The 15,033-nt window shown below is 38.5% G+C and carries 11 protein-coding genes, 1 pseudogene and 1 other annotated feature; of the genes and pseudogenes, 5 read left to right on the top strand and 7 right to left on the bottom strand.

Annotated elements, in window-relative coordinates; translation table 11 throughout:
- Positions 1 to 142 precede the first annotated feature (142 nt).
- The 3 genes from C7Y47_RS13370 to serA form a co-directional block, all read right to left on the bottom strand.
- A complete protein-coding gene (locus tag C7Y47_RS13370; RefSeq protein ID WP_142509234.1) occupies positions 143 to 1,075 on the bottom strand; it encodes a hypothetical protein in 933 nt (310 codons plus the stop codon).
- Positions 1,062 to 1,559, bottom strand: a complete 498-nt coding sequence (locus C7Y47_RS13375) for an RNA polymerase sigma factor (RefSeq protein ID WP_142509235.1) — start codon at positions 1,557 to 1,559, stop codon at positions 1,062 to 1,064. The genes C7Y47_RS13370 and C7Y47_RS13375 overlap by 14 nt, the downstream gene beginning before the upstream one ends.
- 432 nt (positions 1,560 to 1,991) lie before the next feature.
- Positions 1,992 to 3,599, bottom strand: coding sequence for a phosphoglycerate dehydrogenase (gene serA / locus C7Y47_RS13380; RefSeq protein ID WP_142509236.1), 1,608 nt, complete (start codon positions 3,597 to 3,599; stop codon positions 1,992 to 1,994).
- 163 nt (positions 3,600 to 3,762) lie between these two features.
- Positions 3,763 to 4,002 (bottom strand) — a binding site (T-box leader).
- Positions 4,003 to 4,409: 407 nt separating this feature from the next.
- Between serA and C7Y47_RS13385 the strand changes: the two genes are divergently transcribed.
- On the top strand, positions 4,410 to 6,068 hold the full coding sequence (locus C7Y47_RS13385; RefSeq protein WP_142509237.1) for an FAD-binding dehydrogenase: 1,659 nt from the start codon (positions 4,410 to 4,412) through the stop codon (positions 6,066 to 6,068).
- A 150-nt stretch (positions 6,069 to 6,218) separates the two neighbouring features.
- On the opposite strand, the gene trhO is transcribed toward C7Y47_RS13385, so the two are convergent.
- The 3 genes and pseudogenes from trhO to C7Y47_RS13395 all read right to left on the bottom strand — a co-directional run.
- A complete protein-coding gene (gene trhO / locus C7Y47_RS13390) occupies positions 6,219 to 7,190 on the bottom strand; it encodes an oxygen-dependent tRNA uridine(34) hydroxylase TrhO (protein WP_142509238.1) in 972 nt (323 codons plus the stop codon).
- A 154-nt stretch (positions 7,191 to 7,344) separates the two neighbouring features.
- Positions 7,345 to 7,464 carry a zinc ribbon domain-containing protein gene (locus C7Y47_RS26115; RefSeq protein WP_366151273.1) on the bottom strand — a complete coding sequence of 40 codons (120 nt, stop codon included), beginning with the start codon at positions 7,462 to 7,464 and terminating at the stop codon, positions 7,345 to 7,347.
- 47 nt (positions 7,465 to 7,511) lie between these two features.
- Positions 7,512 to 7,937: pseudogene (locus tag C7Y47_RS13395) on the bottom strand (RNA-guided endonuclease InsQ/TnpB family protein); the annotation flags it as partial.
- Between the two features lie 328 nt (positions 7,938 to 8,265).
- Between C7Y47_RS13395 and C7Y47_RS13400 the strand changes: the two are divergent.
- On the top strand, positions 8,266 to 9,048 hold the full coding sequence (locus C7Y47_RS13400; protein ID WP_142509239.1) for an enoyl-CoA hydratase: 783 nt from the start codon (positions 8,266 to 8,268) through the stop codon (positions 9,046 to 9,048).
- 95 nt (positions 9,049 to 9,143) lie between these two features.
- On the opposite strand, the gene C7Y47_RS13405 is transcribed toward C7Y47_RS13400, so the two are convergent.
- Positions 9,144 to 9,329 (bottom strand): YhzD family protein, encoded by a 186-nt coding sequence (locus tag C7Y47_RS13405; RefSeq protein ID WP_079563325.1) that lies wholly within the window; start codon positions 9,327 to 9,329, stop codon positions 9,144 to 9,146.
- Between the two features lie 589 nt (positions 9,330 to 9,918).
- Between C7Y47_RS13405 and C7Y47_RS13410 the strand changes: the two genes are divergently transcribed.
- The 3 genes from C7Y47_RS13410 to yhaM are packed head-to-tail and all read left to right on the top strand — an operon-like array spanning position 9,919 to position 14,965.
- Entirely contained in the window at positions 9,919 to 11,133 is a 1,215-nt protein-coding gene (locus tag C7Y47_RS13410) for a metallophosphoesterase family protein (protein ID WP_142509240.1), read from the top strand.
- 5 nt (positions 11,134 to 11,138) lie between these two features.
- Positions 11,139 to 14,030, top strand: coding sequence for an ATP-binding protein (locus C7Y47_RS13415; RefSeq protein ID WP_142509241.1), 2,892 nt, complete (start codon positions 11,139 to 11,141; stop codon positions 14,028 to 14,030).
- Complete coding sequence (gene yhaM, locus C7Y47_RS13420; RefSeq protein WP_142509242.1) at positions 14,027 to 14,965, top strand: 3'-5' exoribonuclease YhaM; 939 nt, start codon at positions 14,027 to 14,029, stop codon at positions 14,963 to 14,965. Before C7Y47_RS13415 ends, yhaM begins: the two co-directional genes overlap by 4 nt.
- The last annotated feature ends 68 nt before the right edge of the window (positions 14,966 to 15,033 follow it).

The following is a 15,033-nucleotide window of genomic DNA, read 5'->3' on the forward strand; positions in this document are numbered from 1 at the left end:
GATTCCTCCGTTTGAATGTTGGTGTGGTAACTACATTCTACACGAGGTCGTTATGGGCTTCCTTTATATTGACTTCTGGGTGTTGCACTTAATATTACAATCCGTCTGTGTAAAAAGAGCTGTCCAATAACTTATTGAACAGCTAGTAGTATATATAATATGCAAGATATAGAAATGAAAAAGCTAATGCAATACATAGTTGAACAACAGCACTTGCTACTAGGTAACCTCGGGGCTCACCTGCTTTTTTACGATAATAAATTTGCATAATAGAGTAGAGCGTAAATAAGCCATATATAATCGTAGCGTGTATGGAATGCATCAGTAAATAGATAGCAAATAAAATACCTACAAACAAAACTAGCATGATGGCATTGGCGATGGCATGTTCGACTGTAGCTGCAACAAAACGTCGTTTAATATGAGGCATTCTTTTTTTGGCAAGCCATAGTGTGAAATGCGTAAGCAATATAAAAATATTGCCAATGAGAAACTTGATGGAACGTTTATCATCATAGTAGTACTCCAGTGAATCAGATGCATTGTCGAATTGAATTGCTTGTTCTGTTACGACATTAAAGAAAGTATCGTTATTAAGCACCTTCCATTTCTCTTGGGTTCCATCAGAATAGATAATCAACACGTCATGAGGTGTAAAGTAACCATTAGCTACCCACTGCGGTTCTGTTACTGAAACTGAAGATGCATGTTCCATTTTTTCTTGTAGCTGCGTTAAAAATTGCTTATTTGTATAGCATTGCTGAGGTACATAAAGGCATGAAGCTTTCGCGATAAATGTTTCTTTGTTTTCATTGCTGTGTACATAGACTTCAGCAATTGTTTTGTTTGTATCTGTTGTCAGTGGAGAGATGGCTGGCCCTTGGATAAAGGACAAAATTAAAATACCAAGAACTGTGATAAACAACAAAGATACTGCCGGTATTTTCCAAGGCTTTTTAATAGGTCGTTTTTCTATTGTAGTAGGTGTAGTAATATTGTGCAGTATTTTTTCCTGCTGCTGCTTAGTTAATTTTAGGTCGCGTAAATGTTGCCAGGATTCCTCATTGTTCTTCATCAAATTCACCTCCAAGCTGCTTTTTTAATGCAACAAGTGCACGTTTTAATGTGTTTTTTACCTTTCCTTCATTCCAGCCAAGTACATCACAAGTTTCCTGAATGGATAAACCCTCGATTTTACGTAAAATAATGACATCTCGATAGGTGAGCTTAAGTCTACTAATTGCAAAATACAACGTCTTTGCATCTTCTTGCTGGATGAGCCATTGGTGTGGTGAAGTTGGCTCAAGCTCTTCATGATCGTTTAAAAACGGTACAAATTGAATAAGTTTTTTCCGGCGGTAATGATCGTAGGCAAGATTACGTGCAGTACTCCTAAGCCAAGCGAGCTCTGCACCTTCTTTGATTGTCTGCTGATATTTTAAATAGCGGGCAAATGTCTCCTGTGTGAAATCCTCCGCTAATTTCTCATCATTGAGTAAGTAATATAAGTATTTAAAAATGGTTTGATTATGTAAGTAAAATAGCTCTTCAATCGTCAAAATGTGCACCTCCTTTCTCTTAAAGACGAGTGACTTTCTGAAAAGTATCATTTTACCAAAAAAAAAGCTTCTCATTAAAAATTAGGTATGACATTGTTGAAACGTATACTATGTATATAAGTTGATTGGAGTGGAGGCTGGGCGACTCCTTGGGGATCAGCAATAGAGGAACGAAGGCTAAAAGCATCACATCCTGTGATAACGCCTTCGTGACCAACATCGTGTTGGCCCGAGACCCTGGAGCGAGCAACGTGAGTGAAGCGGCTCATCGGACGCCCCCCAGGAAGCTTTGCTCTGTGCGAAAGCGTAGTGCTAACGTAGCGGCAGCAACAAAGCGCCCAGTCGGAACAGAAATCAACCCTACGTTAAGATGATAATCTTCAAAAATAAAAAGCAGAGAGTATTTGTACTCCCTGCTTATAAATCAATATATTATAAGTTAATCGCTTTTACTTCATCAATATTTTCAAGCTTTGCTACGAATGTTAAATCTTCTTCTGTTACAGCATTGTCGATTGTTAACATCATGACTGCTGTACCACCAACTTGTGCACGACCAACTTGCATTGTTGCGATGTTCACATCTTTTTCTGCTAGCTTTGTTGCTACGCGGCCGATTGCACCTGGTTTGTCCGTATTTTTAATGTAAAGAAGGTGACCTTGTGGAATAACGTCAACAACATAGTCTTCAACTTTAACAATACGTGCACCTAAACCATTTAATAATGTACCAGCAACTGTGTGTGTTTCGTTTACTGTTTTGATTTCAATCGTAATTAAGCTAGTGAAGCCTTTAGCAGTTGTAGTTTTATGCTCATTAATTTTCATGCCGATACGTTCAGATAAGTAGCGAGCATTTACGTCATTCACATGATTACCGTGGTTTTTAGCTAATAAGCCTTTTAAAGCGTTTGACGTTAATGGACGAACATCATAATTTGCTACTTCACCAGCATAAGATAAGTTGATTTCTTTTACAGGCTCAGTTGTAAGTTGAGATAAGAATGAACCTAGTTTTTCAGCTAATTCAAAGAAAGGCTCGACTTGTGCTAGTAACTCTTTTGGAATAGATGGCATGTTTACAGGGTTAGTTACAGTACCTGTTTTATAAAATTTAATGATGTCGTTTGAAACGTCTACAGCTACAGACTCTTGTGCTTCAATTGTAGATGCACCTAAGTGAGGTGTTGCGATTACTTGTGGTAAAGTAAGTAGTTTGTGATCTGTTGCTGGCTCAGATATGAATACGTCTAGAGCAGCACCCGCTACTTTACCATCTATGATTGCATCATATAAATCATCCTCATTGATAATACCGCCACGTGCACAGTTAATGATACGCACGCCATCTTTCATCATAGCGAATTTTTCTTTGTTAATAAGGTTGCGTGTTTCAGGAAGAAGTGGTGTGTGTACTGTAATGAAATCTGCAGTTGCACAAATTTCTTCAACTGTTGATTTTGTTACCCCTAACTCTTTAGCGCGTTCATCTGTTAGGAATGGATCGTATGCCATAACGTTCATGCGTTGACCTTTTGCACGATAAGCAACTTCAACACCGATACGACCGAAGCCTACAACACCTAGCGTTTTATTTTTAAGCTCAACTCCAACATAAGATTTACGATCCCATTTACCATTTTTAAGTGTATTGAATGCTTGTGGGATGTGACGAGCAAGTGAAGTCATCATGGCAATAGTGTGCTCAGCAGCAGAGTTAGTGTTACCGTCTGGTGCATTCACGACGATAATGCCATGTTCAGTTGCAGCAGTTAGATCGATGTTGTCTACACCCACTCCAGCACGTCCGATAAGTTTTAAGTTTTTAGCCGCTTCGATTACTTCACGTGTTACCGTTGTTTGAGAACGTACTAGTAAAACATCTACATCCGCGATTTTTGCGATTAATTCTTCTGGTGCAAGACCAGTATCAACAATGATATTTAAGTCTAAATCTTGTTCTTGTCGTAGTGGGAAAATACCATCTTCACTTAGTGGGTCAGCGATAAATACGTTAATTGTTTTTGGTGCAGTAGTCATTTGTAATTAGCTCCTTTTAATTAAAAATTTTTTAGTGTTCTTTATATACGAAACAGTCTGAATTTTGTAAAACTAAATATTTTACAGCATGCAAACAATCTCCTTTCTAAAATAAAAAACAATAAAAAAGCCTTCCACGCCTTACAAACACAAAGATTGTGTTGTAAGGGGCGAAAGGCTGAATAAACATTGGTTCGCGGTACCACCCTTAATCACTGCTTGAAAGATTTCTAGCAGTCTTAGCAATATGCGTAACGTGCATGTGACGGATAAGCTTACTTTGGAGATGTTCGGCTTATCTATTCAGGAGTGGAACTATTATCGTAGAAATCGCTGATTTACACCAACCATCAGCTCTCTTTGGATTTTCTTGCGACTAGCATGTCTCCGTCGTTATATTTTCGTGTGATTAAATTTGTTAACATCATAATCCTTATTGTTCACCTTTGTCAACAATATTTCTAAAAAAGATTAAAAATCTTGACTTTGAAAGTCTAGAAAGGAACTAAAGACGAATATTATATTATTTTTATTTGATTAATGTTCGTCTTTTTAGAAAGGACAATGAAAGCGCTGCCGATAGATGCTAAGTCTGATTACATGGGCGTTTAACAAATATTTGAGGTCGAAAATTATACGGAAATATATTGGTGTTAAATGGATTATGTGAATAGAAACTTTCTTTGTTTAGTGGAAGAAAGCGAACGTTTTTTCTTGTCACATTTTCGTCAAATTTATAATGTGTAGAAGGTAAACGGTCCTTTAGAGAAGAATGTAAGTAATGAAAGATTGATTTTTAGGGGGTATTGAATGATGTATGATGTAGCAATTGTCGGTGCAGGACTGGCAGGGTTAGTAGCTGCCTGTGAGTTAGCAGATGCAAAGAAAAAAATTGTTTTAGTAGATCAAGAACCTGAAAATTCAATGGGAGGACAGGCGTTCTGGTCCTTTGGAGGTATATTTTTAGTAAATTCACCCGAGCAAAGAAGGCTTGGTATTAAGGATAGTAAAGAGCTTGCGTGGCAAGATTGGCAAGGAACCGCTGGCTTTGATCGCTTGGAGGATGAAGATTCGTGGGCGTATAAATGGGCCAAAGCTTATGTTGAATTTGCAGCTGGTGAAAAATATAGTTGGTTAAAGTCTATAGGTATTAAGTTTTTCCCTGTCGTCGGTTGGGCAGAACGTGGTGGATCATTAGCAGGCGGCCACGGAAATTCGGTTCCTAGATTTCATGTTGTTTGGGGAACTGGGCCAGGCATTGTAAAGCCTTTTGCTGAAAAAGTGAAAAAGGCCATAAAGGATGGATATATAGATTTTAAACCAAGACATCGAGTAGATGAGTTTATTCAACAAGATGGAAGGATTACAGGGATTAGTGGAACAGTGTTGGCTGAAAGCTATGCAATTCGCGGTGAAAAAAGCTCTAGGCTAGGTATTGGCGAATTTTCTTATGAAGCGGGAGCGGTTATTGTGGCGAGCGGTGGGATAGGGGCAAATTTTGATTTAATCAGAAAAAATTGGCCTGCTCGACTAGGTACACCACCCAAAAATATGGTCAGTGGTGTACCTGCTTATGTAGATGGCAGAATGTTAGAAATTACTGAGCATGCGGGAGGACGTATCGTTAATCGAGACCGCATGTGGCATTATACAGAAGGCTTGAAAAATTGGGACCCTATTTGGCCAAATCACGGCATTCGAATTTTGCCTGGCCCTTCTTCATTATGGTTTGATGCAGAAGGCAATCGATTTGGAGCACCAAATTTTCCGGGTTTTGATACGTTAAGCACATTAGAGGCAATTCAAAAAACAGGTTATGATTACTCCTGGTTTATTTTAACTGAAAAAATTATTGAAAAAGAATTTGCATTATCAGGCTCTGAACAAAATCCTGATTTAACAAATAAAAGTATTCGTGATGTTCTGAAACGTGTTTTGCCAGGAGCGCCAGGTCCAATTCAGGCATTTAAAAATCATGGTGAGGATTTTGTGATTGCTAATGATTTAAAGGATTTAGTTGCAGGGATGAACAAGCTGGCTGGCAATGATCTTCTTGATTTTATCAAAATTAAAGAGCAAATTTTAGCAAGGGATCGTGAAATGGACAATAAATTTACAAAAGACTTACAGGTTAATGCTATTCATGGCGCAAGAAACTATGTTGGTGATAAATTTGTGCGCGTTGCGAAGCCTCATAAAATATTAGATCCCCAAAATTGGCCCCTTATTGCGGTACGTTTAAATATTTTAACGCGTAAAACATTAGGAGGCTTACAGACAAATTTGAATGGTGCAGTGTTAGGAATAAATAATCAGCCTGTACCGGGTTTATTTGCAGCTGGGGAAGTTAGTGGTTTTGGCGGTGGCGGCGTACATGGTTACCGTGCTTTAGAAGGGACATTTGTTGGTGGTTGTTTATTTAGTGGCCGACAGGTAGGGCGTTACTTAGCTAAAGGGGTGCTCGGGTAAGACGAGAAAGTGATCAGGTGCCATGTGAAATCGCTCGGGTACTAAAAATATCTGCTTAAGTAAATGCACAATTACTACCCTTTACAGACAAGGTAGATGAACAAAAAATATGAAAGAGCATCACCACAAATGGATGATGCTCTTTTTTTCTTATAAAGAGGAATTTTGAACTTCAGCGATTTTAACTATTTGTTCCTCAATCTGCTCTTTTGTCCAACCATTCTCTTCAACGAAGAAGTTGCGTTTTGCGCGGCGACATTCGTCTGAACAGCTACGCATATAGAAGGCCTCATGCTTTTCCTCGCAAAGCATTAATTTATGGCATTCAGGATTTGCGCAGTTTGTAAAACGTTCTGTCGGTTCACCAGTGAAGAAATCCTTGCCGACAATAACATGCTCAACCTGATTAATCGGTACACTACGACGTCGATCAAAGACAAACATTTGTCCATCCCATAGTTGACCTTTTACCTCAAGGTCTTTAGCATACGTGGCAATTCCACCATGTAACTGACCTACACTTTCCCCATAGCCTTCACGTTTTAACCAACCAGAGAATTTTTCACAGCGAATACCACCCGTGCAGTAAGTTAAAATTTTCTTATCAGCAAAATCTTCTTTATGAGCCTCCATCCAAGCTGGTAGATCACGGAAGTTTTCAATATCTGGACGCACCGCACCACGGAAATGTCCGAGGTCATATTCATAATCATTACGCGCATCAATAACTACTGTATTATCCTCCTGCATACGCTCCATAAATTCCTTTGGTGATAAATAATCCCCTGTTATTTCTAAAGGATTGATATCATCTTTTAAACCTAGGTGTACAATCTCTCGACGAGGGCGTACATGCATCTTTTTAAAGGTATGCCCTTCAGCTTCATCAATTTTCCACATAATATCGCTAAAACGAGGGTCTGCCTTCATATGATTCATATATGCATCAGTTTGCTCGACTGTACCTGAAACCGTTCCGTTAATGCCCTCATATCCAACTAAAATACGGCCAAGTAGCCCGATTTCTTGACAAACCGCTAAATGCTCCTCTGCGAATGCTACAGGGTCTTCAATAGCTATATATTTATAATAAAGTAATACACGATAGTCTTTCTGTGTCACAATTATTAACCACCTTTAAATCAATATTCGTCCGTGAACTACCTACCACTTAAAACCTAACAGTTTATAAAGTGGGGGCTTCTCGACTCATCGTTGCTTTTAGTAGCCAACGAAAACTGATCGAGCTATCCCTCTTGTTCCAAAAGTTCTTTTGTTATACTAACGCTAATAGGCGCAATCCTTCTTGTTTGATGTTGATGGTGGCATTCCAGTCTCTGTCTGCTACAAACCCACAATCACAGTAGAACGTACGCTCAGAAAGAGAAAGGGACACCTTTACTTGACCACAACAGGACCCGTTTTAGTGCGAGATACCGTTCAAGACTTGATGAGATGATGAGACGGAATTTCCCGATGTTGCTTTATTTTTACAAGTTTTAGTTTTGGTAATTTGATAGCGCCGTCCAACAGCATAATGTTTCCGTTGACCACATTGGTTGTATAGGATTGCTTTGACTTCCGATTTTTGAACTTCGGAAATTCCGCACGACCAGAGAAGAAATTGTTGTATGCTTGCTGCAAATGTAGTTGAGCGTTTGCTAAGGCAAGGCTGTCTACTTCTTCAAACTCCTCTTTATATTTAGCAGGAGTCGGGAGTTTTTGCCTCTTTAATGCTTCCTTGTCGTCCTTGAACTGCTCAACCATTTCTTTTCGCTCCGAAAGCATTTTGTTGTAGACAAATCTAATCGTAAGGAGTTCCTCTTGTTCATGCGTTGGATACAGACGAAACTTATAGGCTTTGGCCATATCAAATCACCTCACTTCATACCTTATTTTCTAATAAAAGTATTCATGGATTTTGATATCTCGGAGATATAACAACCTTTCATCTATCTAAAGCTGATTATATCATGCCATGGCAAAAAAAAGAGACTTCTTTAGTCTACACCTAACCGAAATTCATCTACCGCTTTCACTGGTGCTGTCACCCCTCCACGTTTAGAAGTGGAAGACTTCTTTCATAGGGAAATTAAAGATAGCCTATCAAGTGCTATTTTGCGTAGGAGAGAAGGAGTTTTCTAAAAAAACACGAATAATAGATAGTGAATGACTATTCATATTTGGGGGTGTTGGGATGGAATTTTCAACAATTACATTAGAAAAATTAGATCGCCGTGCAACATTAACATTAAATCGACCACATGCCATGAACGCCATGGACGATGTGATGATGCGTGAACTAGCAGAATGCTTCGAAGCACTACAGCAAGAACAAGAAATACAAATTCTTGTTATTCGTGGGGAAGGAAAGGTCTTTTCCGCAGGTGGCGATATTAAAGCGATGCTAGATTCAAATAAGCCACTTGATATTAATAATGCAATGGTTTATTTAACGCGTATTGTCAAGGCATATTATCAGCTACCGATGATCGTCATTGCAGCAGTTCATGGGGCGTCAGCTGGATTAGGCTTTAGTCTAGCGTTAGGAGCTGACATAGTTGTGGCATGTGAAAATAGTAAGCTCGCTATGAATTTCATAGGTATAGGGCTCATCCCAGATGGTGGCGGTCATTTCTTTATGAAGGAACGTGTGGGTACTGTTAAAGCTAAACAAATGATTTGGGAAGGCAAGGTATTAACTGCATCAGAAGCGCATGATGAAGGGTTAATTGACTATGTTGCACCAGATGGGACTGTTTTTGCGATTACTGACCAACTAGTCGGAAAAATGCTTGCTTCTCCAATTGCATCGATGATTACGACTAAAAAAATTCTTCATGCTCAAAATTTACCGCAATTAGAGAGTATTTTATCAATGGAAGCAGCGGGGCAAGCAGCGATGCGTAAAACGGCTGATCATTTAGAGGGAATCCATGCGTTTGTAGAGAAAAGAGCACCTGCCTTTGTAGGAAAATAAATTTAACTATTTCTTTCAGTGGGCGTCCAAAGACCCGCTAAAAGAAGTAAAAAGGCGCGTAGTAAGCTTTTCTACGCGCCTTTTAATAGCCATTTTTAGACATGAAATAAAATTAATTTACCTGAGGAGTTCACAAGGCGATGAGTTTTGTTGGCAACACCTTTTTCTTCGATTTGTTGTAGACCGCTGATTTTTGCAGCCTCATCGTTTTCGAATGTCCATGTTTCATCAAATAATGTTTCCCCAGTTTTTTCAAAAGCTGTAAAACGATAATTCTCCATACAAACCCCACCCTTTATTTAATATATATTCTATTATACATAGAAGATTTATAAACTTCACGGTAAAACTAGCGAAAATTTCGATAAATTATGAAAGTTGTGGAAAATTTGAGGCAATACTATTAATGAACATTCTTTGAATACATTTCTCAACTAGCGTGAAGTATGATAAAATAGAACAAATATTCGGTTTCGACGTGATTCACGAATATCTCATTATAAAAATGAGATAAATAGCGGTTGGTAAATTATTGAAGTAATGATTCTAATGTGGTTCATCACCAAAAGTTGTGAATGACTTTTGTTAAAACGTCTACTATGAAATAAGTTGATTGGAGTGGAGGCTGGGTGACTCCTTGGGGATTAGCGATAGAGGAACGAAGGAGCTTTGCTCTGTGCGAAAGCGAAGCGTCAGCAACAAATGTTTTCTGTAGCGAAAGCGAAGCGTCAGCTACAAAGCGCCCAGTCGGAACGGAAATCAACCACACATTTTGGTGATGATCCTCTAATGTACTAAATTATTTACTGCATTGCGAGTGATGAAAGAATGACGACAAGATATAGATTATTTATTACTTGAGGTGATTGGATGTCAGCTATTCGTTTTTTTCATATGGCAGATTTACATTTAGATAGTCCATTTAAGGGCTTATTTGGTTTACCAGAACAAAACTTCAAAAAGATTCGAACAAGTACATTTGAAGCTTTTGATAAAATTATTCAAAAAGCTATTCAGGAGAAACCTGATTTTTTACTGATCGTCGGTGATATATATGATGGTGAAAATCGTAGCTTGCAGGCACAAAGAAGATTTCAAGAGGCTATGGAAAAACTCTTTCAGTATAATATCCCGGTCATTTTAAGCTATGGTAATCACGATCACTTAAATGGTGCTTGGACCCGTTTTGCGTTACCGAGCAACGTTTATGAATTACCAGCTGAAACAAGTGTAGTGCAATTAAAAATACGTGGTCAGCAAGTTAATATTTATGGCTTCAGCTATAGTGACCGTCATATAACGAAATCAATGATTGATAGTTATCCTATTGCACAGGACGAGCATGCGATTCATATTGGTATGCTTCACGGTAGTGAAGCTAGCGATACTTCACATGCTGTTTATGCACCGTTCACAAAAGATCAACTTCTTGAAAAAAACTATCATTATTGGGCTTTAGGGCATATTCATAAACGACAACTTTTACATCAAAATCCACCGATTGTTTATCCAGGCAATATTCAAAGCCGACATCGGAAAGAGCAGGGGATAAAGGGTTTCTATGACGTAACCTTGTCACAAACCTCTACTGATTTGGAATTTGTACCTACATCTGCTGTTGTTTATAACACGGTAGAGATGGATTGTACGAATGTGTTTCATGCAAATGAACTCCTAAAAAAATGTGAAGAAGCACTGATGTTTAATCGTCAAGAGTATGGGGCATCTGTTGTTGAACTGCATTTGAAAAATATAGATGATCAATCACAATCTTTATTTGAACATGCTACAGTTGATGCATGGCTAGAAACAATTCGAGAAGCTGAGGATGGGATTGAACCGATGTGCTGGGTACAAAAGCTTGTGTTACATCAATCATCCGTATTGTATGAGCATACTGCTGCGACTGAATCGGTGATGAATTTAATGGAGCAATGGGACATTTCTGAATGGAAGGATATTTTAAAGGAATTATACCAACATGCTGGTGGTGCAAGACTGATCGAGCCTTTAACAGAACAGGACATTAAAAATTTAATGCACAACGCGCAAGAATTATTAGCAGAAGAAATTCAAAGGGTGTGAATAACATGCTAACGATACAAAAAATCCAAATATATGGCTTTGGTAAGCATGAAAACATCACCATTACTTTACACGAGGGCGTTACCATTTTTTATGGTATGAATGAGGCGGGTAAAACTACCATTCAACAGTTTATTTTACAAATACTTTTCGGATTTCCGACGAGACAGCAGACACAACGCAAATATGAGCCGAAAGTATCGACTAAATTCGGTGGTCAGCTTACAATTGGGCATCCAACGTATGGGCAATGCACGATAGAACGCATTAAAGGAAAGGCGGCTGGGGACGTCACAGTTTATCTAGAAGACGGAACAATTGGGCATGAGGAACTTTTAGCAAAACTATTATATGGTTATTCAAAGGCCTCCTTTGAGTCTATATTCTCCTTTTCATTACATGAACTACAGGGCATTGAAAAAATGTCAGAAGAAGAGCTCACGCATTTGTTGCTTGCCTCTGGGACAACAGGGGTTCAACAGTTATCGTCTCTAGAAAAGAAGATGGACAAAGATGCTGGTGAGCTTTTTAAAAAAACAGGCAAAGTGCCACTCATTAATCAAAAATTGGAGTATGTGAAAAAGCTAGAACGCACAATTAAACAAGAACAAGGTAATATTCAGACCTTTGAGGATAAATTATTACAATTACAACAGCTCGATCAAAGGCTAGAAGAGTTATATAGTCAGCAAAAAACACAGCAGCAAAATTGGCAGCAGCTCACAATTCTTCAACAGGCTATGCCGCTTTTAAAACAGCAAAAAGCTTTCGAACAGACGCGAAAAAGCTATGAACATGTGCAGTTTCCGCCAGAAGGGATTCGACGTTATGAGCAATTAAAGGATCGGCTTTTGCATGAAACACTACAATTACAGCAGCTGAACGTGCAGTATCAGGAACTACAAAAAAAGCTTCAATTAACGGTGAACGAGCAAGCTATTACTGAAATGTCTAGACTTTTAAATAGGGAAGCAACATGGAATCAGTTAGTTGTTAAGGAACAGAACTTGATGGATGAGCTGTATTTAATTGAGCAAGAAATAGAAGCGCAGTTTCGTTTGTTAGGTGTTCAGGAAAAAACGGCGCAGGATATTTTGCTCGAGGAAACAGTGTCATTACAGCAAGAAGAACAGTTTCAACAACAGTTAAGCCTATTAGAAGAAGCAGAAGAAGAGCTGAAATTTCATTTGCGTTCGTTGGAGCAACTACATGCAGAATTAGATACAATTGCTCAACTAAAACAACAGCTTCAACAGGAGTCATTATCTACAGAGGAAGAACATATTTTAGCACAGTGGCCTCAACATAAGCGAAAGCTTGAACAATTGCGCTATGGAAGGTCGCAACGCTCGAAACAACAACAACCAAGTGTTTTTATATTTATTGTGTTAGCTATAAGTATGCTTTCATTTATTTATGGTGTTATGGAAAAAAATATGGCTGTCGTCGTTATAGGAGCGGTTATGTCGCTGATCATTATTTTTTATTTGAAATTTGCTAGACAAGCACATGAAGCGCCGAGTAAACAACAAAATCAGCAAATACATGAGTTAGAGCAGGAGGAAAATGTTGCTCAAGCCATCCTGCTGAAAAAACAAAAACTTGAAGATCGCTTGTTACATGTAAATGAGCAACAGCAAGAAAAAGAACGTCAATATGTGAAACTTGAATATAAAATTCAGCGAGCTGAGCAGGTGAGTGAAGAGGCCACTCAGTCGCTTCAACATTTTTTAAGGCGCTATCGGATAGAGGGGAATATACCGAAAACATTATTACCAGAGCTGTTTATGCGCATTCGCGGTGCTCAAGAGTTAGCAGCAAAAAAGAAGAGTACATTTACTCTTCTACAAACGGTACAAGCGGAGAAAATCGAGTTCCTAGAACAAGCGCAGCGAGTCTTACAAGTAGAGTATAGTGAGCAAGAAATCTTTATGCATTTACGTAATACATTCCTTACTTTACAGCAGGAGCAACAGATATCTCAACAAGCAAAAGAGCAGCTGACTAGCCTTCAGACCAAAATTCAAGGAGTTCAATCACATATAGACAGCTATGAGTCTGAAATTACTCAGTTATATAATGCTGCGAATGTTCAAACAGAGAAGGATTATTATGAAACGCATGAACAATTTGAGCAACAACAAAAAATAACAACAGAACTTCAAGCCATTCAGAGTCAGCTAGCCTCGCTGAATGTAGACAACGAACAGTCATTAATAGACGATAAACAGCTTAAAGAAAAACTACTTGCTTTAGAAGAAGAGCGTGGCGCAATGCAGGTAGCCATAGATCATTGCCTAGAACAACGCGCGACACTACAAATCCAAAAAGAGAATCTTCTAAATGACGAGAAATATGGTCAATTGCTGCAACAGTTTGAAGAGGAGAAATCAATGCTACAACAGCTAATAGGGCAGTGGGCTACAAAAAAGGCATTGGCTACTGCGATTCATGAAACATTGTTCCGCCTAAGAGAAGAAAAACTACCCTATGTTTTGACAGAGGTTAATACAATATTTAATTTGTTAACAGGTGGACGTTACGATAAGCTTTTAATTAATGATGAAGGCTATTTTGTTACACAGGATGTTTCTGGATTACGTTATCAAATGGCAGAATTATCACAGGCTACGAAGGAGCAAGCTTATATTTCGTTGCGCATGGCACTAGCAAAAACACTGACAACTTCTGCTCCATTTCCATTTATTATGGACGATCCTTTTGTCCATTTTGATCGAAACCGTACAGACAAAATGGTACAATTAATGAAAGAAGTAGGATATGAACGTCAAATTTTATATTTTACTTGCCATGACGGGATGCTCGAGCATTGGCAGAAAGACCAAATAGTCAATGTTGGAGCACTAGCAAATGAAAGGGGAGTGGCGTCAACATGAAGGGTATTACGACGCTCCAGGTTGGAGAATCAGTTGATCAATTTTTATTAATTAAACAGGCGACAAAAGGAGTTACCACAGTTGGAAAGCCATTTATGTCACTGTTATTACAAGATAAAAGTGGAGATATTGAGGCAAAGCTATGGGATACAAATGATGATCATGAAAAACTGTATCACGCTGAGGCAATTGTCCGTGTAGGTGGGGAAATTCATGACTACCGTGGCAAAAACCAATTGCGTATAAAATCAATCCGTGTAGCAAAACCGGAGGAGGGAATTGCTATTAATGATTTAGTTCCTTCCTCAGCAACTCCAAAAGAAGAATTATATGAAGAATTGACGCAATTTTTCTTTGATATTAAAAATCCAAATATTTCTCGAATTACACGTGCAGCGATTAAAAAACATCAGGATGCTATTTTAGTATATCCAGCTGCAACGAAAAATCATCATGATTATGCATCTGGTCTTTTGGATCATATGGTGTCCATGTTAAGACTAGGAAGAGCAATTGCTGATTTATATCCTACATTAAATCGAGATCTGTTATATGCAGGGATAATTCTGCATGATATCGGTAAGGTTGTTGAACTATCAGGGCCAGTTGCAACTATGTATACTGTTGAAGGGAATTTACTTGGTCATATTACGATTATGGTCAATGAAATTGCCAAGATTGCTAGTGAACTAGAGATCGAGGGCGAGGAAGTTATGCTATTGCAACATATGGTGCTATCTCACCATGGTAAAGAAGAATGGGGCAGCCCGAAAAAACCAATGATTCAAGAAGCGGAAATTTTACATTATATTGATAATATTGATGCAAAGATGAACATGCTAGCACGAGCATTAGGCAAAACAGCACCGGGAGAATTTACTGAACGATTATTTCCGCTGGATAATCGATCGTTTTATAAGCCGTCTATTAAATAAATGTAGATTTGTGGTTTCATAGGGGATGCTTTGTCTATAAGTTGAGTGGATTCGAGGCTGGGGATAGG

The sequence above is a fragment of the Lysinibacillus sphaericus genome (genome assembly GCF_006864135.1).
Taxonomy (GTDB): Bacteria; Bacillota; Bacilli; order Bacillales_A; family Planococcaceae; genus Lysinibacillus.